We start from the raw sequence: 25,906 nt of genomic DNA, 5'->3' as shown, positions 1-25,906 counted from the left end.
GCTGGCGCTGGCGTTGCTCGAGAACGGTGGCCGCCTGGTAGAGCGGCCATTTGAAGAGCGCGTCCAGCCCCGCATCGCCGGCGATCTGGCGACCGATGTCGCGAATGGTCCGGCCGAGATAGGTCTTGAGCCTGCGCAGCGCCTTGTTCGCCCGCTTGAACTGCTTGGCGTGGGCATAGCGCTGATGGCTGATCAGCGCCAGCTTGCCGACCCGCACATAGCTCTGGCGCAAATGGAGCCCGTTCCTCTGGCCAGCCGCACCAGCCGTTCGCGCGCCCGGTGGATGAGCTTGGCGTCGGTCTGGAACATCACGTTCTTCGGCTGCACGGTCGTGTCGACGATGGCCTGGCGTGTCGGCCGGCTTCATCGCCCCGGTCTTGACCGCAAGGCTGAGGCTCTCCTGCAACAGCGCCACGATCCGCTCCTCGCCCATACGGCTGCGCCAACGCGTCATCGAGGAGCGGTCAAACGGCAGCGTATGGCAAAAGAACGTTTCGCCGGTGAGATACTGGAAGTAAGGGTTCTCCACCCAGCGCTCGCACAGCACCTCATCCGACAGGTTGAAGGTGTGCTTGAGGATCGCCAGCCCCGCCATCAGTCGGGTTGGCAGCGGCGGCATGCCGGGACCGTCCGCATACACCGCTCCGAAACGCTCCTCCAGCACCGGCCAGTCGATCGCCTGCGCCAGCCGCACCAGCTCGTGCTCCATGTTGATGATCTGATCGAGCCTGGAGCGGAACAGATCCTGCTCTCCCGTCTCGCGCTTCTCGCGTGGCTTGGACATTCGCCGTCCCCTCGATTCGCCGCCGCCGAATCGAGTGAATCACGCTCCGCAGCACAAGGGAATCGCAAAACCGAATTGCAGGAAAACAGCGCTCATAAACCGCGAATCCTGCAATTCCAAAGCCGCTATCCGCCTCAATCAACATGCCAGATCAACGGCTTGCGGATAGTTCACGGTCGACGCGTTAGTATTGTTCTGCGACCTACACGTTGTAGCGGAGGAGAGCGGCAATGATATTCGCAGAGATGAAGGACAGCCACGACAAGCGAGTCGACAAGATGCTCGCAAAATCAGGCGACATTCCAGATGACGAGTTGCATGAGGCGCCCCTGGTAACAAATTACAATCTCGTCGGAATAAGGCGACGGCTGAACAACGTAGAGGTCGGCGTGTGGCTGATCGTGTTAATTACGGCACTAGATATGTGGCGGCACTGGTAAGCGTCCAAAAGCGGGGAGAAAAAGAGGGGAACGCGGCCTGCGTGTTTTGTAAAATCTAATGAAAACAACGCACTAGAACAGCAAATTGGCTCCCCGGGCCGGATTCGAACCAGCGACCAACCGGTTAACAGCCGGTTGCTCTACCACTGAGCTACCGGGGAACAGAGGCTCTCATGTGAGTGGCGCAGCCTATAGCAAACCCGTTTCGGCTTTGCAAAGAAGCATTTCGTATTTTTCGGCGCTTTTTCGCGCCACGATTTCTCGCAATCATGTGCGCGTGTCCTCATATGAGCCGTCTGACGGGGTGCGCGGAACCGAAAAGGTGGTTGCGGCTTTCGTCAGCTGATGCTTTTACTTTCCCCGAACGGACCACCAATCAGACATGAGCGCAGCAAGCCACAACCATCCACCGGCACGGAAAATATCGGTCTTCGGCCGTCAGTTCACCATGCCGCGCTCGCGCGGCCTCAGGATTGCGATCGGCGTCGTGCTGATCTTCGGCGGCATTCTCGGCTTCCTGCCGATCCTGGGCTTCTGGATGATTCCGATCGGATTGCTGGTGCTCTCCTACGAGTTTGCCTTGGTGCGCCGCCACCGGCGCCGGCTTGTCGTGTGGTGGGAACGGCGACGGCGGCCGAACTGACGGGTTTGTACCGCGTGGCAAAGCCATCTGTGATGGGTCGGTCTCTCCGGCTCGACTCAACCCGGCTGATGCCCGGAGCGCTTTTTTTTGGCCCCTTGCAACTCCTTAAGAATGGCGGACCTTCTGCTTACCCGACGTGAGGTCCAGGCCCCGGGCTTCCCTTTGCCGTTTTCCGTACTTAACAGTTAACTAATATTTTAATTGCAGCATGCGTGTCGACGATTTGACACGTGGCATCATGGCCGAGGGGAAACCGTCCGGAATGCAGCATGGCCGCTTGACGGCATTTTCGCCGCAACCTATTGGAACCGGGTGGAACGCCGGGAGCAATGAGGCCTCGTGGCGGAGTGGTTACGCAGAGGACTGCAAATCCTTGCACCCCGGTTCGATTCCGGGCGAGGCCTCCAAATGCCCAAGCTCCCGCGCACCAGCGCCAGGGGGCTTCAGTTCCGGTCGAAATGAGCCGCGGTCTTGGCGCGGCAAGCAGATTGGTTTTGGGCGGATTGGTTGGAACATGAGCGCTGATTTTGCCGAACGTCGTGTGAAGATGGTCGATGGCCAGATCCGCACCACCGACGTGACCAGCGCCCCGCTGCTCGAGGCGATGCTTGTCGTGCCGCGCGAGGCCTTTGTCGCCCCCGGCCAGCGCGATCTGGCGTATATCGACGAGGACATCCGCATTGCCAATGGAGCGGACGGCCCCCGCTACCTCATGGAGCCTTCGCCGCTGGCCAAGCTGATGCAGCTGGCTGAGATCGGCCCTGGCGATTCGGCACTCGATGTCGGCTGCGGCACCGGCTATGCGGCGGCGATCCTGTCGCGGCTGGCAAAGTCGGTCGTTGCATTGGAAAGCGATCCGGCATTGGCCGAGACCGCCATGTCGACGCTTTCGGCGCTGGGCTGCGACAATGTCAGCGTGGTCAAGGGGCCGCTGCCGGAAGGCCATGCCGCGGGAGCACCCTACGACGTCATTTTCATCGGCGGCAGTGTGGAGAAAGTGCCAGCGTCGCTGCTCGACCAGCTTGCGGAAGGCGGCCGTCTCGTCGCCGTCGAAGGGCAGGGGAATTCGGGTGTGGCCCGATTGTTTTTCAAAACAGGGGGCGTTGTAACCGGAAGAGGCGCATTTAATGCGGCAATTAAGCCACTACCGGGATTCGAACGTATTCGTGCGTTCGAGTTCTGAGTGATTTTGGCTTGCAGCAAAGGCGTTGTCATGTTCGCTTGCGCTTGAACAATTGTTGCTGATCCGCACAACCGGGGTGTTCTTTTGGGGGCAGACAGCAGGGAACGAGACACACCGCGCCGGCTGCTCGAATGGGAGAAGCCGGCGCGGTGTGGTTCCCATGCAAAACGAATGAGGGAATAACGTGCCGTCTTTACGAAAGAGTCTTTTTGCCGCCGTCCTCTTCTCGGCGACCGCGCTTTCTCCGCTAGGCGCCTCGGCGGAAACCATTCTTGGCGCACTTTCAAAAGCCTATCAGAACAATTCCCAGCTCAATTCGGCCCGCGCCGGCGTCCGCGTCACCGATGAGGGCGTTGCCATCGCCAAGTCCGGCTGGCGCCCGACCATCACCGGTTCCGCGGACATCGACTTCTCCAGAAGCCATTTCGATGCTCGTCAGGGGCCGAACCGAAGCATCTCGTTGACCACCGGCAACTTCGGCGTCCAGATCGACCAGACCCTGTTCGACGGCTTCCAGACCAGGAACAACGTCGCCGCCGCCGAAGCGCAGGTCCGCGCCTCGTTCGAGAGCCTGCGCAACACCGAAGAGAATATTCTGTTCAATGCGGCAAGCGCCTATATGGACGTGATTCGCGACCGGCAAGTGGCGGTGCTGACGGAGCAAAACCTGCAGTTCCTGACCGAGCAGGCGCGCGCCGCGCGTTCGCGCTTCGAGGTCGGCGAAGGCACCCGCACCGACGTGGCACAGGCCGATGCCGAGCGCTCTTCCGCCGTGGCGGAACTGGCCGCCGCCCGCGCGCAGGCGCTGGCGAGCGCTGCGACCTATCGCCAGCTCGTCGGCGACGAGCCAGGCAGGCTGAGGGCCGCTTCGCCGCTGGCGAAGCTGTTGCCGACGAATCTCGATGCGGCGATCGCGATCGCATCCGTTGAGCACCCGGCCATCCTCGCCACCCAGCATCTGGTCGACGCGGCGGCATTTACGGTGAAATCGGCCGAAGGCGCGCTGCTGCCGCAGCTTTCGGCTTCCGCCGGCGTTTCCAGCGCCTACCGCAGGACGGCTCCGGGCTCTGCCGATACGGGCCAGGATGGCACAACCAGTTCGGCCAGCATCGGTGCCACGTTGACCATCCCGATCTATTCGGGCGGGCGCACGTCGGCGATAGTGCGTCAGAACAAGGAATCGCTTAGCCAGGCCCGGATCGAGGTCGATGTAAGCCGCGACACCGTGCGGCAGGCGGTGACCTCGGCATGGACGCAATATATCGCCGCGCAGCAAACCGTGGTGGCCAATAGGCAGGTGATCGCCGCCGCGCAGCTTGCCTTGAGCGGCGTCATCGAGGAGCGCAATGTCGGCCAGCGCACCACGCTCGACGTTCTCAACGCCCAAGCCACCCTCATCACCGCCAAAATCAACCAGGCCAGTTCCGAACGCGATTTGGTGGTGGCGAGCTATGCCATCCTCTCGGCGATCGGTCGTCTTTCGGTCGAGCGTCTCGCCCTGCAGGTGACGAAATACAGGCCCGAAGAGCATTACAATGCCGTCAAGGACAAGTGGTTCGGCCTGCGCACGCCAGACGGCCGCTGATCGCTCCACCAGTTTCAATTCCGTCCAGTTTCAAGGCATTAGAGCCCGCCGTTCAAAGGAACGCGCGGGCTCTAATCTGTTGAAATCCAACGCGCCCTCAGATTGGGGATTCTCGTAAGGCGATCCGTCGGTTACGCTGTTGCAATGATTCGAATCCGGCTTTGGTCGGACTGGAAATCTGCAACGAGTCACAAGGGCGGCGGATGTGACGATGGCGACGGCAAGCAGCGTACAGCGCGAACCCTCCATGGAGGAGATACTGGCTTCCATCAGGAGGATCATCGAGGACAACGATACCGGCCGCAAGCAGCCGGACGAAGCGGACGACCTGCTGCAGGATTTAGCGTCGGTTGCCGTGCCGGGACCGGCGGTAGGCGGGGCGCCACCGGAGGCGGGTGCGTTTCGCGCCGAGTTGCGCCCGGGATTCGACGCCAGGAGGCCGGTCACGCTGACCGAGGTGCAGGCGCAACCGTCGGCCGCCGAGCCCGTCATCGCACGCATGGAGCCGCCGGCGCGTTCCGATCCCGCTCCGGTCGAAGCGCCCGTGACACTTGCTGATGCCAGGATCGCGGCCGAACCGGCCCCGGCCGCCGAGCCGGAGCCGGATCCGCTTGCGACGACGGCAAGGGTTGCGGAGACGACCGACAGCATCGTTGCCGATTGGCGGCGTGAGATCGCCGCAGTCGGCGGAGCGATGACCGCGGCCAAGCCGGACAGGGCCCCAGACAGGGCTGAGGTGCGACGGACGCCGGACGCCGAACCGAAGGCCGAGGTTTTCGAGGACGCGGCCGAACCTGTTTTCGAGCCGGACCCGCCGCGAAGCGGGTTGGCGCGGCCGGCGACAAGCGAGGCACCGTCCACTCGCCCGGCGATCCTTTCCGAACACACGGGCCGGCAGGTCGCAGCCGCCTTCGGCGAGCTTTCCGATGCGTTCGCCAGCCGCAGCAAGAAAACCTTCGACGAGATGGCCGAGGAGATGCTCAGGCCCATGCTGCAGGACTGGCTGGACAACAATCTGCCGACGCTGGTCGAGCGGTTGGTGCGCGAGGAAATCGAACGCGTGGCGCGCGGCGCGCAGTAACTGCTTCCCAAGCGCTCGACCGGCCAGTTGTCGAAGTCGGCGCCGCCCCTCATCTGCCTGCCGGCATCTTCTCCCCGTATAGAGACGGGGAGAAGGGCCCGGCTGCACCCCCCGCACCCTTTCTGCAACGTTGGTGATTGGCGAAATCTTTTGCGAAGGCGTTTTTCTCCCCGTCACTATACGGGGAGAAATGCCCGGCAGGGCAATGAGGGGCAGCGCCAACCCGGAAGCGATTGCCCTGCGACGCTCACTTCCGTGAGTTGCCCAAAGCCGCCCCGGCGCTATTTATTGGCATGGTCGTCCGCCGCTCGCTTGCGGTTGACTTGCCAACTGCCTTCCGATTTACACCAAACCCAACAATCCCGACAGCTCGGACGTCTTTCCATGCTCGAAAAAACCTACGACGCCAAAATCGTCGAGCCGAAGATCGCCAAAATCTGGGAGGAGGCCGACGCGTTTCGTGCCGGCGCAGGCGCCGAGGAGGGCGCGGAAGCCTTCACCATCGTCATCCCGCCACCGAACGTCACCGGCTCACTGCATATGGGCCATGCGCTCAACAACACGCTGCAGGACATTCTGGTGCGCTTCGAGCGCATGCGCGGCAAGAACGTGCTGTGGCAGCCCGGCATGGACCACGCCGGCATCGCCACGCAGATGGTGGTCGAGCGCCAGCTTATGGAGAAGCAGATCCACCGCCGCGACCTGACGCGCGACGAGTTCATCGAGAAAGTCTGGGAGTGGAAGGCCGAATCCGGCGGCGCGATCTTCAACCAGTTGAAGCGGCTGGGGGCCTCGGCCGACTGGAGCCGAGAACGTTTCACCATGGACGAGGGCCTGTCCAAGGCGGTGCTCGAAGTGTTCGTCACGCTCTACAAGGAAGGCCTGATCTACAAGGACAAACGCCTTGTCAACTGGGACCCGAAGCTCTTGACTGCGATTTCCGACCTCGAGGTCGAACAGCAGGAGGTCAACGGCAACCTCTGGCATTTTCGCTATCCCGTCGAGGGCGAGGTCTTCGATCTGGAAAACCCAAAAACCTTCATCACTGTGGCGACGACACGCCCCGAGACGATGCTGGGCGATACGGCGGTGGCGGTGCATCCCGACGACGAGCGTTTTCGGCATCTGGTCGGCAAGAACCTCGTTCTGCCGATCGTCGGCCGCAAGATCCCAGTGGTGGCGGACCAATATTCCGATCCGGAGAAAGGCAGCGGCGCGGTCAAGATCACGCCAGCACACGACTTCAACGACTTCGAGGTCGGCAGGCGCCACAAGCTGCCGGCGGTCAATATCCTCACCGTCGAGGCGGCGGTCACCCTCACGGACAATGACGACTTTCTCGCCGGGCTGGAGGTGACGCCCGAGCGCCAGGCCGTCTGGAATGAACTCAACGGCCTCGATCGTTTCGTCGCGCGCAAAAAGATCGTCGAACTGATGGAAGCGGGCGGCTTCCTCGAAAAGGTCGAGCCGCATCGCCATGCCGTGCCGCATGGTGATCGCGGCGGCGTGCCGATCGAACCGTTCCTGACCGAACAATGGTATGCGAACGCGGCAGAACTCGCCAAACCGGCTATTCGTGCGGTGCGCGAGGGCCGTACCAATTTCGTGCCGAAAAACTGGGAAAAGACCTATTTCGACTGGATGGAGAACATCCAGCCCTGGTGCATTTCGCGCCAGCTCTGGTGGGGTCACCAGATCCCGGCCTGGTATGGACCGGATGGACGCGTCTTCGTCGAGAAGACCGAAGAGGAGGCGCTTGCAGCCGCCGTCGAATATTATCTGGCGCTGGAAGGGCCATGGAAGGCCTGGGTCGAGGACAAGCTCGAGAACTTCAAGCCGGGCGAGATCCTGACGCGCGACGAGGATGTGCTCGACACATGGTTCTCGTCGGCGCTGTGGCCGTTCTCGACGCTTGGCTGGCCGGACCAGACGCCGGAGCTGAAGACCTACTACCAGACCGACGTGCTGGTGACCGGCTTCGACATCATCTTCTTCTGGGTCGCCCGCATGATGATGATGGGCCTGCATTTCATGGACGAGGAGCCGTTCCACACCGTCTACGTCCATGCGCTGGTGCGCGACAAGAACGGGCAGAAGATGTCGAAGTCGAAAGGCAACGTCATCGACCCGCTCGATCTCATCGACGAATACGGCGCCGACGCGCTGCGCTTCACGCTGACGGTGATGGCCGCACAAGGACGCGACGTGAAGCTCGATCCGGCCCGCATCGCCGGCTACCGCAACTTCGGCACCAAGCTGTGGAACGCGACGCGTTTTGCCGAGATGAACGACGTCGCGAGGAACGATGAGTTCTGGCTGAACGACGCCAAGCTGGCGGTCAACCGCTGGATCCTGACCGAATTGACCCGCGCCGCGCGCGAAATCACCGATGGCATCACCTCATACCGGTTCAACGAGGCTGCAGGTGCGGCCTACCGCTTCGTCTGGAACCTGTTTTGCGACTGGTACCTGGAACTGCTGAAGCCGGTGTTCACAGGTCCGGATGAGGCTGCCAAGGCCGAAAGCCGGGCTTGTGTCGCCTTCGTGCTCGACGAGATCTACAAGCTGCTGCATCCGATGATGCCGTTCATGACCGAAGAACTGTGGGCTGAGACATCAGGCGAGGGCAAGGAACGGCCGTCGCTGCTTTGCCATGCCGCGTGGCCGTCGCCCGATTTCGAGGATGAGGCAGCGGCCGCTGACATCAACTGGCTGGTCGATCTCGTCTCAGGCATCCGCTCCGTGCGCTCTGAAATGAACGTGCCGCCGGCTGCGATCGCGCCCCTGATGGTGATCGGCGCTAATACCGCAACCCACGAAAGGCTTGAACGTCAGGCATCGGCCATCAAGCGACTGGCGCGGGTCGGCGACATCTCGCTGGTCGATACAGCACCGAAGGGCTCCGCCCAGATCGTGCTCAACGAGGCGACCATCTGCCTGCCGCTCGGTAGCTTGATCGACCTTACCGCCGAGGCGACGCGGCTGCAGAAGGAACTGGTCAAGGTGACCGAAGAGATCGCCCGCCTGCACAAGAAGCTGTCAAACGAGAAATTCGTTGCCAACGCGCCGGAAGATGTCGTGGAAGCCGAGCGCGAAAAACTCGCCGAGTATCGCGAGGCGCAAGAAAAGCTTTCGGTGGCGCTGACACGGGTGCGCGAAGCCGGTTGATCTATCTCTGGTGTTCGAAAATCGAATTGGCTGAGGATCGGATCGACCCAAAACCAGCTCCCGCTTTTGGGTCCGACACTTCTGGATTCGCGAGTGTCCGAACTCGCTTTTCCGACCGGCTTTCTGCCACGAAAATAGGCATTCCGCTGCGTAAATCTTGACGTAAACGGAATGTTTTAGCCCCATTGTTGCCATAATGTAACAATGAGCTTGGTTCTCGCAAAAAGAGCCGTTTTTGCGCCGTTCCGTGCGAGTTTTCCGAGTTCTTTTCTCGATTTTCAGCCAAATGAGCCGTTTTCCGGCTCTGCGGTGAAGCTGTCACTTTGTCTAAAATGCGGTCGGCGAAGGCGTACATGTACGCGTCGAGAATTCGTTGTTGCGCCGTTAACCTGAATTGGTTCTAGCTTAGTCCATTCGTATTCGGGGAGGAGATTCATGAACAATTTGCGTCTGAAAGCGCTGCTGGGGGCGGGGTGCTTTTCGCTATTGATGTCGGGCGCTGCGAACGCCGGCGGCTTCGACCGGGGCGGTGTCAACATCGACCAGTTGTTTGATGCCGCGCCATATTCGTTCGACGCCGGCGTCACCTATGTTTCGCCACAGCGCACACTGAAGAATGTGCAGCGTCTGGATGGCTCGGGAATGTCGTCTTCGTCAGTGGATGTCGGCGGCGACTATGCGGTGCCGCGCATCGGCATCAAGGCCAACATTTTTGAACCAGTGGATTGCCTGGCTAGCTATACGGAACCGTATGGTGCGGAGGCAGACTTCGGAATGAACAACGCCTATTCGCCAACAGCGGTCGAATACTACGTCAAAACAAATGATTTCGGCCTTACCTGCTCCTACAAGATAAACGTCGGCAAGGGCGCCATCCGGTTCATCGGCGGCGTCTCCTACCAGGAGGTCGATGCGTTTTTGTCGCGCCAGACACTGCTGGCCTTCGGCAATACCGGCCTCGGAAAATTCAAGCTTTCCGACGAGGCATGGGGTTGGCGCGTGGGCGCCGCTTATGAAATTCCCGAAATCGCCTTGCGCGCAAGCTTGATGTACTCTTCGAGCTACAAATATGACGAACTGTCGGGAACCGTCGACACGACCGGTTTTAGAGGGGCCTTTCCAGCGGATCTGATTCCAGGCGCTACCGGGGTCTACCCTGTCTCTGCCTCGGCCGAGATACCCCAAGCTGTGGAACTCAAGCTGCAGAGCGGCATAGCTCCTGGCTGGCTGGCCTTTGGTTCCATCCGCTGGCAGGAATGGAGCAGGCTTGGCATCATTCCCATCAATGGTGTGCGCAGTCCGGTGACCGGTGCTCCCTCGCCCGTTTCTTTCGACCTGCTTTATCGCGACGGCTGGACGGTTTCGGGCGGCATAGCTCACAAGTTCACCGATCAATTGTCTGGCGCGGTTTCGCTGACCTGGGATCGTGGAACCTCGACGACCTCCGGCTATCAGTCGGACACCTGGTCCGTGGCCAGCGGCATTTCTTATTCGCCGAACGACAAGATCGAGGTCAGACTTGGTGGTTCGATCGGTGTTCTTACCAGTGGGTCGTCGACCTTCACCGGTGTTGGCGACGCGGCAAATGCCGTCACCTACACATACGACGACGATCTGCTCCTTGCCGGCTCAGCTTCGGTTAAGATCAAGTTCTAAATATAAGTTTTTGATAGCAAAAAGGCCGGGCATTGCCCGGCCTTTTTGTTCGAGCGGCTTTCCTGACATGCAGGCGGCGTTGCAAAAACGCGGCATCCCTCTGCCTTCTGCGACTGTGACGTTTTGGCAACAGTTTCTGAGCAACCCTCGCACCACAACGACGCCCGGGGAGATTGCCTATTTCCCGCCATAAACCCGGCGCACTCGAATTTGTCACGGAACACGTGCCCAAAGAGGCTCGGCAATGGGGCAGGTCGCACCGCCCGCGGCAAGGAAGAGTATGAACGCCAGAGTCATCTCCAAGGCCAAGCTGCCCAGCCGCTATGTGACCGTCGGTCCGGCGCGCGCGCCGCATCGCTCCTATCTCTATGCGATGGGATTGTCGGCGGCCGAGATCGCGCAGCCGCTGGTCGGTGTCGCGAGCTGCTGGAACGAGGCGGCACCGTGCAACATCTCGCTGATGCGCCAGGCGCAGGTGGTCAAGAAGGGCGTCGCCGCGGCTAACGGCACGCCGCGCGAGTTCTGCACCATCACCGTCACGGACGGCATCGCCATGGGCCACCAAGGCATGAAATCGTCACTGGTGTCGCGCGAGGTCATCGCCGATTCGGTCGAACTCACCATGCGCGGCCATTGCTACGATGCGCTGGTCGGCCTTGCCGGTTGCGACAAGTCGCTGCCCGGTATGATGATGGCCATGGTGCGGCTCAACGTGCCGTCGATCTTCATCTATGGGGGCTCGATACTGCCCGGTTCCTACAAGGGCCGGCAGATCACCGTGCAGGATGTGTTCGAGGCCGTCGGCCAGCACTCGGTCGGCACGATCGGCGACGCCGAACTCCTCGAGATCGAACAAACCGCTTGTCCGTCGGCCGGCTCTTGCGGCGCCCAGTTCACCGCCAACACCATGGCCACCGTCGCCGAGGCCATCGGTCTGGCGCTGCCCTATTCCTGCGGGGCGCCGGCGCCCTATGAGATGCGTGATCGCTTCAATTTCGCCTCCGGCGAAAAGATCATGGAGCTGATCGCAAACAATATCCGCCCGCGCGACATCGTCACGCTGAAGGCGCTGGAGAATGCGGCAACCGTGGTTTCGGCCACCGGCGGTTCGACCAACGCGGCGCTGCATTTGCCGGCGATCGCGCATGAGGCCGGGATAAAGTTCGACCTTTTCGATGTAGCCAGGATCTTCGAGAAGACGCCCTACATCGCCGACCTGAAGCCGGGCGGCAAATATGTCGCCAAGGACATGTTCGAGGCCGGCGGCATTCCGCTCTTGATGAAGACGTTGCTCGACCACGGCTATCTGCATGGCGACTGCCTGACGGTGACCGGCCGCACTTTAGCCGAAAATATGGAGCACGTTGCCTGGAATGATAGCCAGGATGTGGTCCGTCCCGCCAACCGACCAATCACCCAAACGGGTGGCGTCGTGGGCTTGAAGGGAAACCTTGCCCCCGAAGGCGCGATCGTGAAGGTCGCGGGCATGTCGGAGCTGAAATTCTCTGGCCCGGCGCGCTGCTTCGATTCGGAAGAGGAATGTTTCGAGGCGGTTACGGATCGCAGCTACAGCGAAGGCGAGGTCCTCGTCATCCGCTACGAGGGTCCGCGCGGCGGTCCGGGCATGCGCGAAATGCTATCGACGACGGCAGCTCTCTATGGCCAGGGCATCGGCGGCAAGGTGGCTCTCATCACCGACGGACGTTTTTCGGGCGCGACACGCGGTTTCTGCATCGGCCATGTCGGGCCGGAAGCCGCCGTGGGTGGTCCGATCGGGCTGCTCAGGGATGGCGATTTGATCTCGATCGACGCGGTGAACGGCACGATCGAGGTGGCGCTGTCCGACACTGAACTGGCGGCCAGGGCGAAGGCATGGAAGGCGCGCGCGACCGACTATCAGTCGGGCGCGATCTGGAAATATGCACAAACGGTGGGGCCTGCCCGCGACGGCGCGGTCACCCATCCCGGTGGTGCGAAAGAAACACATTGTTATGCGGATATCTGAGTTGCTGAGGTTGTCTGTCTTTTCGGCACTGGTCGCGATCGCCACTTTTGGCGCGACCTTGGGCGCCGCGGGCCAGGCCATGGCCTTCGATGACAAGGTGTTCGACGACAAGACCGGCGTGAAACCGCAGTCGAGCCCGTGGGCGGTGTTTCAGTTCGGCTTCTCCGCCTATAAGAACGGCCGCAAGGAGCAGGCCGCGGAGGCTTACAAATACGCGGCCGAAAATGGCCAGATCGGCGCCACCTGGAAGCTTGCGCGCATGTATGCCGAGGGTGACGGCGTGGAGCGCGACGACTACGCGGCGTTCAAGTTCTTCTCAGAAATCGCCGACCAGGACGTCGAGCCCGGTTCGCCGGAAGAGAGCTATGTGTCGGACGCGCTCGTGGCGCTCGGCGACTATCTGAGGAAGGGCATCCCCGGCAGCCCCATCACAGAGAACGAGGTGGCGGCCCAAGAATATTACATGCGCGCCGCCGCCAATTACCGCAACCCGAATGCGCAGTTCGAGATGGGCCAGATCTTCCTGAATGGCAAGGGCGGCGTCAAGGCCAGCATCAAGCAGGCCGGACGCTGGTTCCAGCTCGCTGCGGAAAAGGGCCATGCCGGCGCACAGGCAACGCTCGGCCATCTGCTTTTCCAGAGCGGTAAGATCGTTCGGGGGCTGGCGATGATGACCGCGGCACTCGAACGGGCCTCACCTTCCGATCAGCCATGGATACGCGGGATGCAGGAAGAGGCGTTTGCCGCCGCGGGCGAGGCCGACCGCCGCACCGCGATTTCGCTGGCTGACGACATTCTCACCAAGGGTGGCGGCGACCAGTAGTCGCGAAGCCAAGTAGTCAGGAAGCCGATAGTCCTCGAAAAATCAAGTCGGACAGCCGAGATCAGTTCTCGGCCGGTTCCGTCGGAACGAGGCCGGATTCCGGCGTTGAAATCGGCGTGGCCGATGGCGCCGGCGTGGTTCGCGGGCAATCGTCCCGGATCTTTGTCCATGACGTGTTGTTGAGCACCATGTCGCAGCGGGCGAGGTGGCTCCGGCCGGAAAGCGTCAGGCAGGCGACCTGGCCGATCTGGAATGATTTTCCGTTGGCCAGGCATTCAGGGTCGGCAAAGGCTGGCGTCGCCGCGAGGGCGAGCGCGGCGGCACATGGGCAAAGCGCAAACCTGATCGTCATCCTGAACCCCAACCGAACCCGGATTGCAGCGGAACCCCCGATTGTGGCGATATGACGGTCCATCAATCGGGAATCCGGCAGTCCGGGCCTCGAAATGATCAGATTGGCGCAAAAGCCAGTTCGACGGCCACCGGCACGTGGTCGGAGGGTTTTTCCCAGGCGCGCACATGCTTTTCGACCGAGGCCGAGGAAAAGCGGTTGGCGGCTTCAGGCGAGAGCAGCAAGTGATCGATGCGGATGCCGTTGTTCTTCTGCCAGGCGCCGGCCTGATAATCCCAGAAAGTGTAGATGTCCGGCGCGTCGGTGACCGCGCGCACCGCTTCGGTGAAGCCGAGATTCTTCAGCCGGCGGAACGCCTGCCTCGTCTCGGGCTGGAACAGCGCATCGCTCAGCCAGTTCTCCGGGAATTTCGCGTCGATGTATTCGGGAATGACATTGTAGTCCCCGGCCAGCACCAGCGCCTCTTCTAGCATTAGCCGTTCCTCGGCCCAGCGCTCCAGCCGCGCCATCCAGGAAAGCTTGTAGGAGAACTTCTTCTCGTCATCGATCGGGTTGCCGTTGGGCAAATAGAGCGAGGCAACGCGCAACGCGCCCTTGTCGGTCGAGAACACGCCCTCGATGAAACGCGCCTGCTCGTCCGTATCGTCGCCCGGCAAGCCTCTGATGACCTCGTCGAAGCGCAGCTTCGACAGGATGGCGACGCCGTTAAAACCCTTTTGGCCATAGATTTCGACGTTGTAGCCAAGCGCCTCGATCTCGGCGCGCGGAAACTGCTCGTCGGCCGTCTTGATCTCCTGCAGGCAGGCGATATCAGGCGAGCTTTCCGTCAGCCAATGGGTCAAATTGCCGATGCGGGCCCGAACGCCGTTAATATTCCAGGTGACGATTTTCATGACGGCCTCACTGCTGTTCCGGCGGATGACGTTCGACGAGGCCGATCGTATTGCCTGCCGGGTCCTTTAGGAAGGCCATCCATTCGCTTTCCCCCGCCGGCCCGAACAGGCCTTCGGTATCGCGATGGACGAGCATCGGCGGCGCAGTGAAGGGGACACCGGCGGCTTTTGCCGAGGCGTGGAAATCGTCGAGGCGTGATATGTCGAGATAAACGGTGCCGGCCGGCAGGCCATCGGTGAACAGCAGCCGCACGTCGCCGGCCATGATGAAGGCGATGCCAGGCGGATCGAAGCGTACGTGCACTGTCATGCCGAGCACGTCGTGCCAGAACGCCAGCGTTGCATCGAGATCGCGCCCGGCTGAAAGCGCGACCTGACGGACCGCGCCGATGGCAGGCATTTCTAAATACTGAAGCTGGTGCCGCAGCCGCACGAGGCGACCGCATTCGGGTTTCTGATCTGGAACGACTGGCCCATCAAATCGTCGACGAAATCGATCACCGAGCCACCCATATAGACCAGCGAGAGGTCGTCGATCAGCACGGTGGCGCCGTCCTTCTCGATGGCGACGTCGTCATCGTTGCGTGTGTCGACCAGGTCGAACTTGTAGGAAAAACCGGAGCAGCCGCCGCCCTCGACCGAAACGCGCAGCGCCTTCTTGCCGACTTCGCCAGATACAATCTTGGCAATCCGCCTGGCGGCGGCGTCGGTCATCTCGACTTTCATGGCAGTCTTGGCATCAGCGCCCATGGGCGTCACCTTGCTTTCCGTTTCACATGATAGGTATGAAGCGGGAGGGGGCAAGTCAACTGCGGTATCGGCGATGACCAACGAGTTGGGCGACATCGGATTCGGCTATCGGCCGCGCGCAGCCTATGCCTGCGATCCGGCAAAGTCGCGCGGGCGGCTGTTCGACGAGGTGGAGAGCCCGACCCGCACGCCATTCCAGCGCGACCGCGACCGCATCATCCATTCGACGGCATTCCGCCGGCTGAAGCACAAGACGCAGGTGTTCGTCGCGCATGAGGGCGATCATTACCGCACCCGGCTGACGCATTCGATCGAGGTGGCGCAGATAGCGCGTGCCCTGGCGCGGGCGCTGCGCGGCGACGAGGACCTGGCCGAGGCGGTGGCGCTGGTGCACGATTTCGGCCACACGCCATTCGGCCATACCGGCGAGGACGCGCTGAACGACAAAATGGCCGCCTGGGGCGGCTTCGACCACAACGCGCAATCACTGCGCGTGGTGACGCGGCTGGAGAGCCGCTATGCCGAATTCGACGGGCTGAACCTTACCTGGGAAACGCTGGAGGGGCTGGTCAAGCACAACGGCCCGCTAACCGACGCCAGGGGAAAAGGCCTGAAGGGGCCGGTGCCGCAAGCGATCCGCGACTATTCGGAGCTGCACGACCTCGAACTCGACCGCTTCGCCGGCATCGAGGCGCAGTGCGCGGCGATCGCCGATGACATCGCCTACAACACCCATGACATCGACGACGGCCTGAGATCCGGCTTCCTGACGCTGGACATGCTGAAAAAGGTCTCGCTGCCCGGCTCGATCCTCGAAGGCGTGCGCCAGCGCTATCCGGCGCTGGACGATGTGAGGACAGGGCACGAACTGATGCGACGGCAGATCACGATGATGGTCGAGGATGTCATCGTTTCCACCACCACCAATCTGGCCCGCATCAAGCCGGACAGCGCCGACGCGGTAAGGGCGGCAGGCGAGACGATGGTGACCTTTTCAGCCGAAATGGCCGCGTTCGAAAAGGAATTGAAGGCCTTTCTCTACAAGCATCTCTACCGGCACAGCGAGGTCATGCGCGTGCGCAACGAGGCCGAGCAGATCGTCAACGACCTGTTCGAGGTCTATTTCGCCGATCCGCGCGCCATGCCCGATGGCTGGCGCGAAGGGCTCGACCGGGCCGATGATCGCATCAAGGCGCGCAGCGTCGCCGATTTCCTGGCGGGCATGACGGATACCTACGCTTTGAAAGAACACCGCCGTTTGTTTGACCATACGCCTGAATTAAGCTAGGCCGAGCTCGATTTTGCCGGCCAATAAGCCGGATCCCTGCAAAGCCGCCAGAGCCACACCCCAGAGCACACCGATGAACATCTTCGCCGATTTCAACGCGCGAATCACCAGAGCTGTCGAAGCGCTTGATTTGAAAGACAAAGACGGCGGTTCGCTGGACCTATCGCGCATCGCCATCGAGCCGCCGCGCGACGCCAGCCATGGCGACTTGGCGACCAATGCGGCGATGGTGCTGGCCAAGCCGACCGGCCAGAATCCACGCGCACTGGCTGAAAGGCTGGCGCAGGCGCTGCGCGCCGACATCGACATCGCCGCTGCAGACGTTGCCGGTCCGGGCTTCGTCAATCTCAGGCTCAGGGACGCGTTCTGGCAGGTGCATCTGACTGCGCTGCTCGGCGAAGGCCGCAATTACGGCCGCTCGACGGTCGGCGGCGACAAGAAGGCCAATGTCGAATACGTTTCGGCCAACCCGACCGGACCGATGCATGTCGGCCATTGCCGTGGCGCCGTGGTGGGTGATGCGCTCGCCAATCTGATGGCCTTCGCCGGTTATGACGTGACCAAGGAATATGTCATCAACGATGCCGGGTCGCAGATCGACGTGCTCGGCCGCTCTGCCATGCTGCGTTACCGCGAGGCGCTCGGCGACGACATTGGCGAGATTCCTGCCGGGCTTTATCCGGGCGACTATCTGATCCCGGTCGGTCAGGCGTTGGCCAGCGAATTTGGCCGCTCCTTGCTGCAGATGCCGGACGAGGAAGCGCTTGCCATCGTCAAAGACAGGACGATCGATGCGATGATGGCGATGATCCGCGAGGATCTGGCGCTGCTCAACGTGCATCACGACGTCTTCTTCTCGGAGCGCACGCTGCACGCCGACAACGCCCGGAAAATCCGTTCGGCCATCAACGACCTGACGCTCAAGGGCCATATCTACAAGGGCAAGCTGCCGCCGCCCAAGGGCGAGAAGCCGGACGACTGGGAGGATCGCGAGCAGACGCTGTTCCGCTCGACAGCGGTCGGCGACGACATGGACCGGGCGCTGGTCAAGTCGGACGGCACCTTCACCTATTTCGCCGCGGACGTCGCCTATTTGAAGGACAAGGTCGATCGCGGTTTCGTCGAGCTGATCTATGTGCTTGGCGCCGATCATGGCGGCTATGTGAAGCGCCTGGAAGCGCTCGCCCGGGCGATTTCCGGCGACGAGGTGAAGCTTACCGTGCTGCTTTGCCAGTTGGTGAGGCTTTTTCGCGAGGGCGAACCGGTGCGCATGTCGAAGCGGTCGGGCGATTTCGTGACGCTGCGCGAAGTGGTGGAGGAGGTCGGCCGCGATCCGATCCGCTTCATGATGCTGTACCGCAAGAACGATGCGCCGCTCGATTTCGACTTCGCCAAAGTGACCGAGCAGTCGAAGGACAATCCGGTGTTCTACGTGCAGTACGCTTCGGCGCGCTGCCATTCTGTGTTCCGGCAGGCGAGCGAACAGCTGGGCGAGGCCAATTTCGACCGCAATCGGCTGGCCGCCGCCACCGCTTCGCTGACCGACGAAGGCGAGATCGGGCTGATCAGGAAACTTGCCGAATATCCGCGGCTGATTGAATCCGCCGCACTTGCGCTCGAGCCGCACCGGCTGGCATTCTACCTCTACGATCTCGCCTCCAGCTTCCACGGACATTGGAACCGCGGCACCGAGAATCCGGACTTACGTTTTGTTAAGGTTAACGACCGACAATTGACGCATGCCAGACTAGGGCTGGTGCAGGCTGTTTCGGACGTTTTGACGTCTGGCCTGACGCTGATCGGGGCCGATGCGCCCACCGAAATGCGTTAGGTTTGACTAAAAAACCTGTCACCTTTTGCCCACATTGCGCTGGTAAGGGCCAACCCTACGCGACGTCCATGGCGTCCGAATGAGTGCGAGTTCGGGAACAATAATGGCAGACAGAACCCAGCTGAGAGCAGCCGTCCAAAACGATATCGCTGACGATGATCCGTTCGCGGAACTGACCAGGATCATGGGGTTCGACCCGCGCCAGCCGGTCAAGCCGCAGGCCCAGCCGAAGGCGCCTCCAGCCAGCCAGCCGGCGGACGAGGGCGACTTCGACATCGATCTCGAGAAGGAGTTGATGGGCGAATTCGGCGCCGACGACAATGACGGCGCAACCGAGGTTCGCGAGCCGGCTTTCGAAGCGGCTGCTACTGACGCGGTGGACGACGAGCTTGCGGCGTCGTTCGAACAGGATTTCCTGCTGGACGACGATGCGGCCGACGAAACCGCCCATACCGTTGCTGCCGACGACGCGCGTTCTGGTGTTGCCGAAGCATCCGCGCCGGCTGTTGAAGCTGCGTTCGATGACGATTTCGACGATGCGCTTGCCAGTTCGCTCGAAGATGTGTCGCCATTCGAAGACGATTTGGCAGTGAACGACAAGCGTGGGGACGACGAGCTTGCCGCGTCGCTCGAACAGGATTTCCGGCTCGACAATGATGCGACGGACGAAACCGCCCATGCCGTTGCTGCCGATGACGTGCGTTCTGACGCTGCCGAAGCATCCGCGTCGGCCGTTGAAGCTGCTTTCGATGACCATTTCAACGATGGGCTCGGCAGTTCGCTCGAAGATGTGTCGCCATTCGAAGACGATTTACCGATGAACGACGAGCTTGCCGCGTCGCTCGAACAGGATTTACTGCTCGACGACGATGCGACGGACGAGGCCGAACAGAATACTGCCGCCGCCGTTTCCGCCCTGGCCGCCGAACCCGCCTTCGACGATGAATTCGACAACGCGGTCGCAAGCTCGCTCGAAGACGATCTGATGCTCGACGAGCACGTGCCGATGGCGCAGGCTGCCGAAGCCGAAGTCTCCGCGCCGGCCGCCGACCCCGCCTTCGACAATGAATTCGACAATGCGGTCGCAAGCTCGCTCGAAGACGAGTTGATGCTCGACGAACACGTGCCGATGGCGCAGGCTGCCGAACCCGCCGAAATCTCCGCGCCGGCCGCCGAACCGGTCTTCGACGACGAATTCGACAATGCGGTCGCAAGCTCGCTCGAAGACGAGTTGATGCTCGACGAACATCTGCCGATGTCCGCTGTTGAAGCTCCTGCTGCGCCTGTTCGGGCCGTTTCGGATGAGTCCGATGAGGACGTTGCCGGCCATTTCGACGACGCCATGGCCGACGTCGACATGGATTTCGACGTTGGCACGGCCGAACCGGTCGAAATTGACGAGCCAGAAATTGACGAACCGGAGGCTGTCGCCGCCAAGGACGAGCCTTCCGCCGCGACCCCGGAAGATGCGTTCGACGCCGATTTTGACTTGAGCTTCGACGACGCGCTTGCCGAGGAAGCCGAAGAGCCGGTTGCCGAGACCTCCGGCGTTGCAGCCCAACCGATGGCGCCGACCGCCGTGGTCCAGCCGGCGGCGCCTGCCCCCGTCGCTGACGAGCGGAGCCTCGAAGACGAGTTGAACGCGCTGTTGGGCACCATGCGCACACCGGCTGCCTCCGTGGCTGCGACCGCGGCCAACGACCCGCCCATGGTTCAGCAGCCTGTAGCTGCGGCTGGAAAAGCCGCCGACAAACCAGTGGATCCCATCGACGAACTGGACTGGAGCCTCGACGAGCAAGACCTTTCGCAGCCGTCGGATGACGCGGTTCAGGCCGCCGATGCCGATCTCGACACCGTTCTCCTTGATGAGCTGGAGGGCCAGGATTTCGGCGCTGAAGATGCCGCTAAGCCGGCTGATGTCGATTTCGACGATGATGCATTGCACACCGCCTTCGCCAGGGACATCGGTCTGGATCATGGCGACGGCGATAACGTTGCCGCCGCCGCTTCCCAGGAGGATGCGCTCACCTGGATGGCCGCACGCTCCGCCCCGCCGGCGCTGGCCCGTTCGTGGAGCCGCGTAACGCCGGTTGCGCAGTCGCAGCCTGCCTTTGCAGCCCAGCCGACAGCTTCCGCGAGGACCATGGAAGTGGCCTCGGGGAAGACCACGGAAGCAACGCCGCCAATGGCTGCGGCACCGGCCTATCAGGAGCCGGCCGAAGACGATGCCGCCGATGCGGCATCTGCGCCGGCGCAAAGCGAACAGTCTTCAGCGTATGACGAGATGCCCGATGTGGAGACGGTCGATGTGCCCGAGCGCGTTGTGGCCCTGGCGGACGACCTCGATATTCCGGACCTCGACTTCAATGACGACGAACCGGCGGCGCCTGCCTATGACGATCTCGACACCGAGTTCGCCAGCCTTCTCACGGAAATGAATGCCGTAGACGTCGCTGCCGCCCCGGCGCGCAGCGCGGCGTATAACGACGAATCCTACAATTCCGGATTCCAGTCAGCGGCCGGGTTCCAATCAGCGGTCGGGTTCCAGCCAGGCTATGAGCCCGACCGCGTTGAAACGCGGACCTATGCGGCGAGGCCCGCACATGCATCTGTCAGTGCGTCTTATGCCGATGCTGCTAGCGGCTTCGATCTGGGCGACTTGCCCAGCGGCCGGCCGGCCTCGCAGGCCGATGACTTTGGCTTGGACGAACTCGACTACGACCCCGAACTGGATGAAGCTATGTCGGTTCCCGGCCTGGATGAGCACGATGCCGCGAGGCCCCGGAGCCGCGGCCTGTTGGTCGCCGCAGTCGTCGGCGCCGTGGCACTCGCCGGCGGTCTCGGCGCCTTCGCGCTGTCTTTCGGCGGCACCGGCGACACCGATGCGCCGGTCATCGTCAAGGCTGACAACGCACCGATCAAAGTCAGGCCTGAAAATCCGGGCGGCACCGTCGTGCCAAACCAGGACAATAAGGTCTATGACGCCGTGGCCAAGGGTGGCGCAAAGCCTGTCGAACCGGTCCAGGAAAAACTGGTCACCAACACCGAGGAGCCGGTGGACGTGGCGGCCAAGGAGCCGCCGCAGAGCCGTGTGGTCGATCTTTCGCCCGACGATATCGACACGGCTGAAGCCGCCGATGCGATCCGCAATGCCGAATCCGCCGCCGCTGAAGGCGCCAATGCGATCCGCGGCACGCAAGCGGCCGGAAATGCTGACGTCGCCGCCGCGCCGGCACCCAAGTCCGAGGATCGTATCGCCCAGGTTCTGCAAGAGGCCGAGCAGGGCATCGACCCCGATGTCGTCGCCGTTGCGCCGCGCAAAGTGAGAACCATGGTCGTCAAATCAGATGGCTCGCTGGTTGCGCGCGAGGATCCGGCGCCTGCGGCACCGCAGATGGCTGCCGTCGAGCCTGTCGATCCGACGCCGCAGCATGTGGCCCCAGCGGGGCAGGCCGACGACGCAGCAGAACAGACCGGTACGGTACCGCCTGTTGCCGACCAGGCAAGTGGCGACCTATTGGGTAGCGACCCGGTCGGCGGCGACCAGACCGAAACCGCCAAGCCGGAAACAGCTAAGCCGGAAACAGTCAACCCGACAACCGCGCCGGCAGCCGCGCCTGAGGCTGAGGCCCAAACCGCCCAGCCTGCCAATACGCCGGCCATGGTTCCGGTGGCGCCGCAGCGTCCGTCCGACCAGCCGGTCGACGTCGTCGGCGAGGTCAAGCCCGACCAGGTTGCGTCCATCAATCCGGCGGCCGCCTCGACCGGCGGTGGCTCGTGGTCGATGCAGATCGCTTCGCAACCGACTGTCGAAAGCGCCCAGTCGACCTACCAGGATCTGCAGCGCCGCTACGACAGCGTGCTTTCCGGCCACACCGCCAACATCGTCAAAGCCGAGATCGCCGGCAAGGGAACGTTTTATCGCGTCCGCGTCCCGGCGAAGTCGCGCAACGATGCGATCAACCTGTGCACCAACTACAAGGCTGCCGGCGGCAACTGCTTCGTGTCGCGCTAGCCATTCCAAGTCTCCGCTCTTTGGCGGAAAGAACCGGCGCGGTCATGAACCGCGCCGGTTTTTTTGTGGAAGGGAGTTCTTTTTGTGGAAGGGGTTCTGGCTAAAGCGCGTCGCGTTTGACCGGCCTCATGCGACGCGCTTTAGCGTTGTTGTTTTTATGCATGTCGCTATCGCAAAACCGCTGCACACTTTTGTGCGACATGCATTAGACCGCATGTGGTTCGATGCGATTCCCTTTGTTCGCATGAAGCTCTAAACTCCGGCCCATGACCGAATCAAAATCCATGATCCTAGGCTGCGCCGGGAAATCGCTCACACGCGACGAAATCAACTTCTATCGCAATGAATGCCCGTGGGGCTTCATCCTGTTTGCCCGCAATATCGGCGAGGCCGAGCAGATCCGCGATCTGGTCGCCACGATGCGCGACTGTGTCGAGCGCCCGGACGCCCCGGTGTTCATCGACCAGGAAGGCGGCCGGGTGCAGCGCCTGCGGCCGCCGTTGGCGCCGAATTATCCAGCTGGTGGTGCGCTCGGGGCCTTATGGCGCAGCGACCACGACGCCGGCAACCGCGCCGCCTGGCTGATGGCGCGGCTGCATGCTTTCGACCTGCTGCGCTACGGCATCACGGCGGATTGCCTGCCGGTGCTCGACGTGCCGATCGAGGGGGCCAGCGACGTCATCGGCGCGCGCGCCTATGGCAAGGAGCCTCGTGCCGTCATCGAACTGGGTCGCGCCGCGGCCGAGGGCCTGATGTCGGGAGGCGTGCTGCCGGTGATGAAGCATATTCCCGGACATGGACGGGCCTTTGCCGACACGCATTTCGAACTGCCGACCGTCGATGCCTCGATGAGCGACTTGCAGCGGCATGATTTCGCCCCGTTCAGGGAGCTCAATCATTTGCCGATGGCGATGACGGCGCATGTCGTCTACAGCGCGATCGATCCGAAAAATCCGGCCACGACGTCCGGCAAGGTCATCGACGAGATCATCCGCGGCGAAATCGGCTTCGACGGGCTGCTGATGAGCGACGACACCTCGATGAAGGCACTTTCTGGGGATTTCCCGACAAAGGCGGCCGCGATCCTTGCCGCGGGCTGCGATCTGGTCCTTCACTGCAATGGCGTTTTCGAGGAGATGGCCGGCATTGCGTCGCGCACAACGGGGCTTGAAGGCACGTCGCTGCAACGCGCGCAACGGGCACTGACTTATATCAAGAACCGCGATCGGGCTGATGAAGCCGAGATACGCGCCGAATTCGCCACCTATTTCGATGCGGTGGCCTAGACCATGATCCCAAAAAATGGGAGCCGGTTGTTCGGAACAGATCATGGTCAAACAAGAAGATAGAAGCAAAGGAAAGCAACAGGAAGTGGCGGAAACATTGGACAACAAGGCCGGCAAGGCCGCACCGATGGACCGTCTGTGGGCCGAGAACGACGATTCGCGGCTGACCGGCGATCCCGCGCTGGTCGTCGACGTCGACGGTTTCGAGGGTCCGCTCGATCTTCTGCTGCATCTTGCCCGCAACCAGAAGGTCGATCTGTCGCGCATCTCGATCCTGGCGCTGGCCGAGCAATATCTGGCTTTTGTCGAGAAGGTGAGGGCGCTCAGGCTGGAACTTGCCGCCGACTATCTGGTGATGGCGGCGTGGCTGGCGTTTCTCAAGTCGAAGCTTTTGATCCCCAAGCAACCCGGCGACGATGGCGAAAGCGGCGAAGAACTGGCGGCGGTGCTGCAATTCCGGTTGAAGCGGCTGGAAGCGATGCGCGACGCGGCGGCACGCCTGGTCAACCGCAACCGGCTCGGACGCGACGTGTTCGCCCGCGGCATGCCGGAAATGGTTATCGTCGAGAAACGCAACGCCTATTCGGCCTCGCTCTACGATCTGCTGACCGCCTATGCGGCGCAACGCCAGAAGCAGGCGATCACCAATGTGACGATCGCCAGGCGCGGTGTGTGGTCGCTCAAGGACGCGCGCGATATCCTGAACCGGCTGATCGGCACGCTTGCCGACTGGACGGCGCTGGACAGTTTCCTGGTCGAATATCTGACCGGCCCGGACGAGCGGCGTACCGCGATTGCCAGTTCGTTTGCGGCGACGCTGGAACTGGTGCGCGAAGGCAAAGTGGAAATGCGGCAGGACGAGGTGTTCGCGCCGCTCTATCTGCGCGGCCGCGCGCAAGGCATCAGGGCAGTCGAGGTGGCATCATGAGTGAACGCGCCAACGCTTCAGTCATTCCGTTCAAGGTCGACGATGAGACCGAAGAAGGCGTGCTCGCCGGGGTACCGGCAGAAGATCAAGCTCAGAACTTGTCCCAGAATCCTGGCGAGCGGCTGCATATAGCGGAAGCAGTGCGCATGGCCGAGGCGATCGTCTTCGCCAGCGCCGAGCCGGTCAGCGAAAAGCAGCTTGCCGCTCGCCTGCCCGACGGCATCAGCATTGCCACGGCGATGGCCGAACTGCAGCAAATATATGCGCGGCGGGGCGTCAACCTGGTGCGCGTCGGCGATGCCTGGGCGTTCCGCACTGCCGGCGATCTCGCGTTCCTGATGAGCCGCGACACGGTGCAGCAGAGGAAGCTTTCACGTGCGGCGCTCGAAGTGCTGGCGATCATCGCCTATCACCAGCCAGTGACGCGCGCCGAGATCGAGGATATCAGAGGCGTCGAGACCTCAAAGGGCACGCTGGACACGCTGATGGAGACCGAATGGGTGAAGATGCGCGGCCGACGCCGCACGCCCGGCCGTCCCGTCACCTACGGCACAACAGATATCTTCCTCGACCATTTCGCGTTGGAGGAGATCCGCGACCTTCCCGGCATGGATGAATTGAAGGGCGCCGGGCTGCTTTCGGGCCGCATGCCGTCGAATTTTTCCATTCCGCTGCCGCCGGCCGATCCGGATGCGCTGACCGACGACGAGGATCCGCTGACCGACATCGACCTCGAGGAACTTGGCCTGCTGACGCCGCGCGTCGAGGAAGATTGACCGCAAAAGATGTGCCGACAGCCGTTGGTATTTGCGGCTGCGCCGATTGGTAGCGGGCTATGGCGCCGAAAGTGCGTGGATTCGGCCACTCATTTATTAAACTCTGTCGCGGTTATGTTTGAATCCCGACGCGAAAGCGCATAGATCATCGTCAGAGAAAACTTTCGAGAGAGATTGTTATGGGTTCATTTTCGATTTGGCACTGGCTGATCGTCCTGGTGATCGTGTTGCTGGTGTTCGGCCGCGGCAAGATTCCCGAGTTGATGGGTGACATGGCCAAGGGTATCAAGAGCTTCAAGAAGGGCATGGCCGACGACGAGGTTGCCGAGGACAAGCGCACCGTTGAACACCGTGCCGACGAAACCGTTTCGGCAGTGAAGGAAAAGGCCAGCAAGAGCTGAGCCCAAAAACTTTAGTCG

At 62.0% G+C, this 25,906-nt stretch carries 20 protein-coding genes, 2 tRNA genes and 1 pseudogene; 17 read left to right on the top strand and 6 right to left on the bottom strand.

Going from position 1 to position 25,906, the window contains the following annotated elements:
• Positions 1-784: pseudogene (locus tag AC0L25_RS09555) on the bottom strand (IS5 family transposase); the annotation flags it as partial.
• Between the two features lie 230 nt (positions 785-1,014).
• On the opposite strand from AC0L25_RS09555, the gene AC0L25_RS09550 reads away from it, so the two are divergent.
• Positions 1,015-1,224 carry a hypothetical protein gene (locus tag AC0L25_RS09550; protein WP_287285629.1) on the top strand — a complete coding sequence of 70 codons (210 nt, stop codon included), beginning with the start codon at positions 1,015-1,017 and terminating at the stop codon, positions 1,222-1,224.
• Positions 1,225-1,310: 86 nt separating this feature from the next.
• On the opposite strand, the gene AC0L25_RS09545 is transcribed toward AC0L25_RS09550, so the two are convergent.
• Positions 1,311-1,385, bottom strand: a tRNA-Asn gene (locus AC0L25_RS09545).
• Between the two features lie 221 nt (positions 1,386-1,606).
• Between AC0L25_RS09545 and AC0L25_RS09540 the strand changes: the two genes are divergently transcribed.
• From AC0L25_RS09540 to AC0L25_RS09500, 9 genes are all read left to right on the top strand, one after another.
• On the top strand, positions 1,607-1,867 hold the full coding sequence (locus AC0L25_RS09540; protein WP_029353198.1) for a hypothetical protein: 261 nt from the start codon (positions 1,607-1,609) through the stop codon (positions 1,865-1,867).
• A 333-nt stretch (positions 1,868-2,200) separates the two neighbouring features.
• Positions 2,201-2,274, top strand: a tRNA-Cys gene (locus AC0L25_RS09535).
• A 107-nt stretch (positions 2,275-2,381) separates the two neighbouring features.
• Entirely contained in the window at positions 2,382-3,050 is a 669-nt protein-coding gene (locus AC0L25_RS09530) for a protein-L-isoaspartate O-methyltransferase family protein (protein WP_473595265.1), read from the top strand.
• A 184-nt stretch (positions 3,051-3,234) separates the two neighbouring features.
• On the top strand, positions 3,235-4,635 hold the full coding sequence (locus AC0L25_RS09525) for a TolC family outer membrane protein (protein ID WP_473595257.1): 1,401 nt from the start codon (positions 3,235-3,237) through the stop codon (positions 4,633-4,635).
• A 211-nt stretch (positions 4,636-4,846) separates the two neighbouring features.
• Positions 4,847-5,716 (top strand): PopZ family protein, encoded by an 870-nt coding sequence (locus AC0L25_RS09520; protein WP_473595256.1) that lies wholly within the window; start codon positions 4,847-4,849, stop codon positions 5,714-5,716.
• 384 nt (positions 5,717-6,100) lie between these two features.
• Positions 6,101-8,884, top strand: coding sequence for a valine--tRNA ligase (locus AC0L25_RS09515; protein ID WP_473595255.1), 2,784 nt, complete (start codon positions 6,101-6,103; stop codon positions 8,882-8,884).
• A 435-nt stretch (positions 8,885-9,319) separates the two neighbouring features.
• Positions 9,320-10,540 (top strand): OmpP1/FadL family transporter, encoded by a 1,221-nt coding sequence (locus AC0L25_RS09510; RefSeq protein ID WP_352963543.1) that lies wholly within the window; start codon positions 9,320-9,322, stop codon positions 10,538-10,540.
• A 280-nt stretch (positions 10,541-10,820) separates the two neighbouring features.
• Positions 10,821-12,545 carry a dihydroxy-acid dehydratase gene (ilvD, locus tag AC0L25_RS09505; protein ID WP_473595254.1) on the top strand — a complete coding sequence of 575 codons (1,725 nt, stop codon included), beginning with the start codon at positions 10,821-10,823 and terminating at the stop codon, positions 12,543-12,545.
• Positions 12,532-13,368, top strand: a complete 837-nt coding sequence (locus AC0L25_RS09500; protein WP_029353183.1) for a tetratricopeptide repeat protein — start codon at positions 12,532-12,534, stop codon at positions 13,366-13,368. Before ilvD ends, AC0L25_RS09500 begins: the two co-directional genes overlap by 14 nt.
• 61 nt (positions 13,369-13,429) lie before the next feature.
• Here the strand turns inward: AC0L25_RS09500 and AC0L25_RS09495 are convergent, their stop codons facing one another.
• From AC0L25_RS09495 to erpA, 4 genes are all read right to left on the bottom strand, one after another.
• Positions 13,430-13,720 carry a hypothetical protein gene (locus tag AC0L25_RS09495; RefSeq protein ID WP_473595253.1) on the bottom strand — a complete coding sequence of 97 codons (291 nt, stop codon included), beginning with the start codon at positions 13,718-13,720 and terminating at the stop codon, positions 13,430-13,432.
• Positions 13,721-13,818: 98 nt separating this feature from the next.
• The gene (gene xth, locus AC0L25_RS09490; protein WP_473595252.1) at positions 13,819-14,613 is read right to left on the bottom strand and encodes an exodeoxyribonuclease III; all 795 of its coding nucleotides are present in this window, start codon (positions 14,611-14,613) and stop codon (positions 13,819-13,821) included.
• Between the two features lie 7 nt (positions 14,614-14,620).
• Positions 14,621-15,013 carry a VOC family protein gene (locus AC0L25_RS09485; protein ID WP_473595251.1) on the bottom strand — a complete coding sequence of 131 codons (393 nt, stop codon included), beginning with the start codon at positions 15,011-15,013 and terminating at the stop codon, positions 14,621-14,623.
• A 2-nt stretch (positions 15,014-15,015) separates the two neighbouring features.
• Entirely contained in the window at positions 15,016-15,363 is a 348-nt protein-coding gene (erpA, locus tag AC0L25_RS09480) for an iron-sulfur cluster insertion protein ErpA (RefSeq protein ID WP_473595250.1), read from the bottom strand.
• A gap of 73 nt (positions 15,364-15,436) precedes the next feature.
• Between erpA and AC0L25_RS09475 the strand changes: the two genes are divergently transcribed.
• The 7 genes from AC0L25_RS09475 (at position 15,437) to AC0L25_RS09445 (ending at position 25,888) form a co-directional block, all read left to right on the top strand.
• A complete protein-coding gene (locus AC0L25_RS09475; RefSeq protein ID WP_473595249.1) occupies positions 15,437-16,651 on the top strand; it encodes a deoxyguanosinetriphosphate triphosphohydrolase in 1,215 nt (404 codons plus the stop codon).
• A gap of 73 nt (positions 16,652-16,724) precedes the next feature.
• The gene (gene argS, locus AC0L25_RS09470) at positions 16,725-18,482 is read left to right on the top strand and encodes an arginine--tRNA ligase (protein WP_473595248.1); all 1,758 of its coding nucleotides are present in this window, start codon (positions 16,725-16,727) and stop codon (positions 18,480-18,482) included.
• 103 nt (positions 18,483-18,585) lie between these two features.
• Positions 18,586-22,497, top strand: a complete 3,912-nt coding sequence (locus AC0L25_RS09465; RefSeq protein WP_473595247.1) for an SPOR domain-containing protein — start codon at positions 18,586-18,588, stop codon at positions 22,495-22,497.
• Positions 22,498-22,763: 266 nt separating this feature from the next.
• Complete coding sequence (gene nagZ, locus AC0L25_RS09460; RefSeq protein WP_473595246.1) at positions 22,764-23,783, top strand: beta-N-acetylhexosaminidase; 1,020 nt, start codon at positions 22,764-22,766, stop codon at positions 23,781-23,783.
• A gap of 127 nt (positions 23,784-23,910) precedes the next feature.
• Complete coding sequence (locus tag AC0L25_RS09455; RefSeq protein ID WP_473595264.1) at positions 23,911-24,711, top strand: segregation and condensation protein A; 801 nt, start codon at positions 23,911-23,913, stop codon at positions 24,709-24,711.
• Positions 24,708-25,487, top strand: a complete 780-nt coding sequence (gene scpB, locus AC0L25_RS09450; protein WP_473595245.1) for an SMC-Scp complex subunit ScpB — start codon at positions 24,708-24,710, stop codon at positions 25,485-25,487. The genes AC0L25_RS09455 and scpB overlap by 4 nt, the downstream gene beginning before the upstream one ends.
• 179 nt (positions 25,488-25,666) lie before the next feature.
• Entirely contained in the window at positions 25,667-25,888 is a 222-nt protein-coding gene (locus AC0L25_RS09445; RefSeq protein WP_029353164.1) for a twin-arginine translocase TatA/TatE family subunit, read from the top strand.
• Positions 25,889-25,906: the final 18 nt, after the last annotated feature.

The organism is Mesorhizobium sp. WSM4813 (assembly GCF_055811555.1).
This window is presented reverse-complemented; position numbering and strand designations above follow the sequence as displayed.

Excerpts from the sequence above, each read along its gene's own strand:
- AC0L25_RS09550 (WP_287285629.1), top strand. The coding sequence starts at position 1,015 with ATGATATTCGCAGAGATGAAGGACAGCCACGACAAGCGAGTCGACAAG.
- AC0L25_RS09540 (WP_029353198.1), top strand. The coding sequence starts at position 1,607 with ATGAGCGCAGCAAGCCACAACCATCCACCGGCACGGAAAATATCGGTC.
- AC0L25_RS09530 (WP_473595265.1), top strand. The coding sequence starts at position 2,382 with ATGAGCGCTGATTTTGCCGAACGTCGTGTGAAGATGGTCGATGGCCAG.
- AC0L25_RS09520 (WP_473595256.1), top strand. The coding sequence starts at position 4,847 with ATGGCGACGGCAAGCAGCGTACAGCGCGAACCCTCCATGGAGGAGATA.
- AC0L25_RS09515 (WP_473595255.1), top strand. The coding sequence starts at position 6,101 with ATGCTCGAAAAAACCTACGACGCCAAAATCGTCGAGCCGAAGATCGCC.
- AC0L25_RS09510 (WP_352963543.1), top strand. The coding sequence starts at position 9,320 with ATGAACAATTTGCGTCTGAAAGCGCTGCTGGGGGCGGGGTGCTTTTCG.
- ilvD (WP_473595254.1), top strand. The coding sequence starts at position 10,821 with ATGAACGCCAGAGTCATCTCCAAGGCCAAGCTGCCCAGCCGCTATGTG.
- AC0L25_RS09500 (WP_029353183.1), top strand. The coding sequence starts at position 12,532 with ATGCGGATATCTGAGTTGCTGAGGTTGTCTGTCTTTTCGGCACTGGTC.
- AC0L25_RS09495 (WP_473595253.1), bottom strand. The coding sequence starts at position 13,720 with ATGACGATCAGGTTTGCGCTTTGCCCATGTGCCGCCGCGCTCGCCCTC.
- xth (WP_473595252.1), bottom strand. The coding sequence starts at position 14,613 with ATGAAAATCGTCACCTGGAATATTAACGGCGTTCGGGCCCGCATCGGC.
- AC0L25_RS09485 (WP_473595251.1), bottom strand. The coding sequence starts at position 15,013 with ATGCCTGCCATCGGCGCGGTCCGTCAGGTCGCGCTTTCAGCCGGGCGC.
- erpA (WP_473595250.1), bottom strand. The coding sequence starts at position 15,363 with ATGGGCGCTGATGCCAAGACTGCCATGAAAGTCGAGATGACCGACGCC.
- AC0L25_RS09475 (WP_473595249.1), top strand. The coding sequence starts at position 15,437 with ATGACCAACGAGTTGGGCGACATCGGATTCGGCTATCGGCCGCGCGCA.
- argS (WP_473595248.1), top strand. The coding sequence starts at position 16,725 with ATGAACATCTTCGCCGATTTCAACGCGCGAATCACCAGAGCTGTCGAA.
- AC0L25_RS09465 (WP_473595247.1), top strand. The coding sequence starts at position 18,586 with ATGGCAGACAGAACCCAGCTGAGAGCAGCCGTCCAAAACGATATCGCT.
- nagZ (WP_473595246.1), top strand. The coding sequence starts at position 22,764 with ATGACCGAATCAAAATCCATGATCCTAGGCTGCGCCGGGAAATCGCTC.
- AC0L25_RS09455 (WP_473595264.1), top strand. The coding sequence starts at position 23,911 with ATGGACCGTCTGTGGGCCGAGAACGACGATTCGCGGCTGACCGGCGAT.
- scpB (WP_473595245.1), top strand. The coding sequence starts at position 24,708 with ATGAGTGAACGCGCCAACGCTTCAGTCATTCCGTTCAAGGTCGACGAT.
- AC0L25_RS09445 (WP_029353164.1), top strand. The coding sequence starts at position 25,667 with ATGGGTTCATTTTCGATTTGGCACTGGCTGATCGTCCTGGTGATCGTG.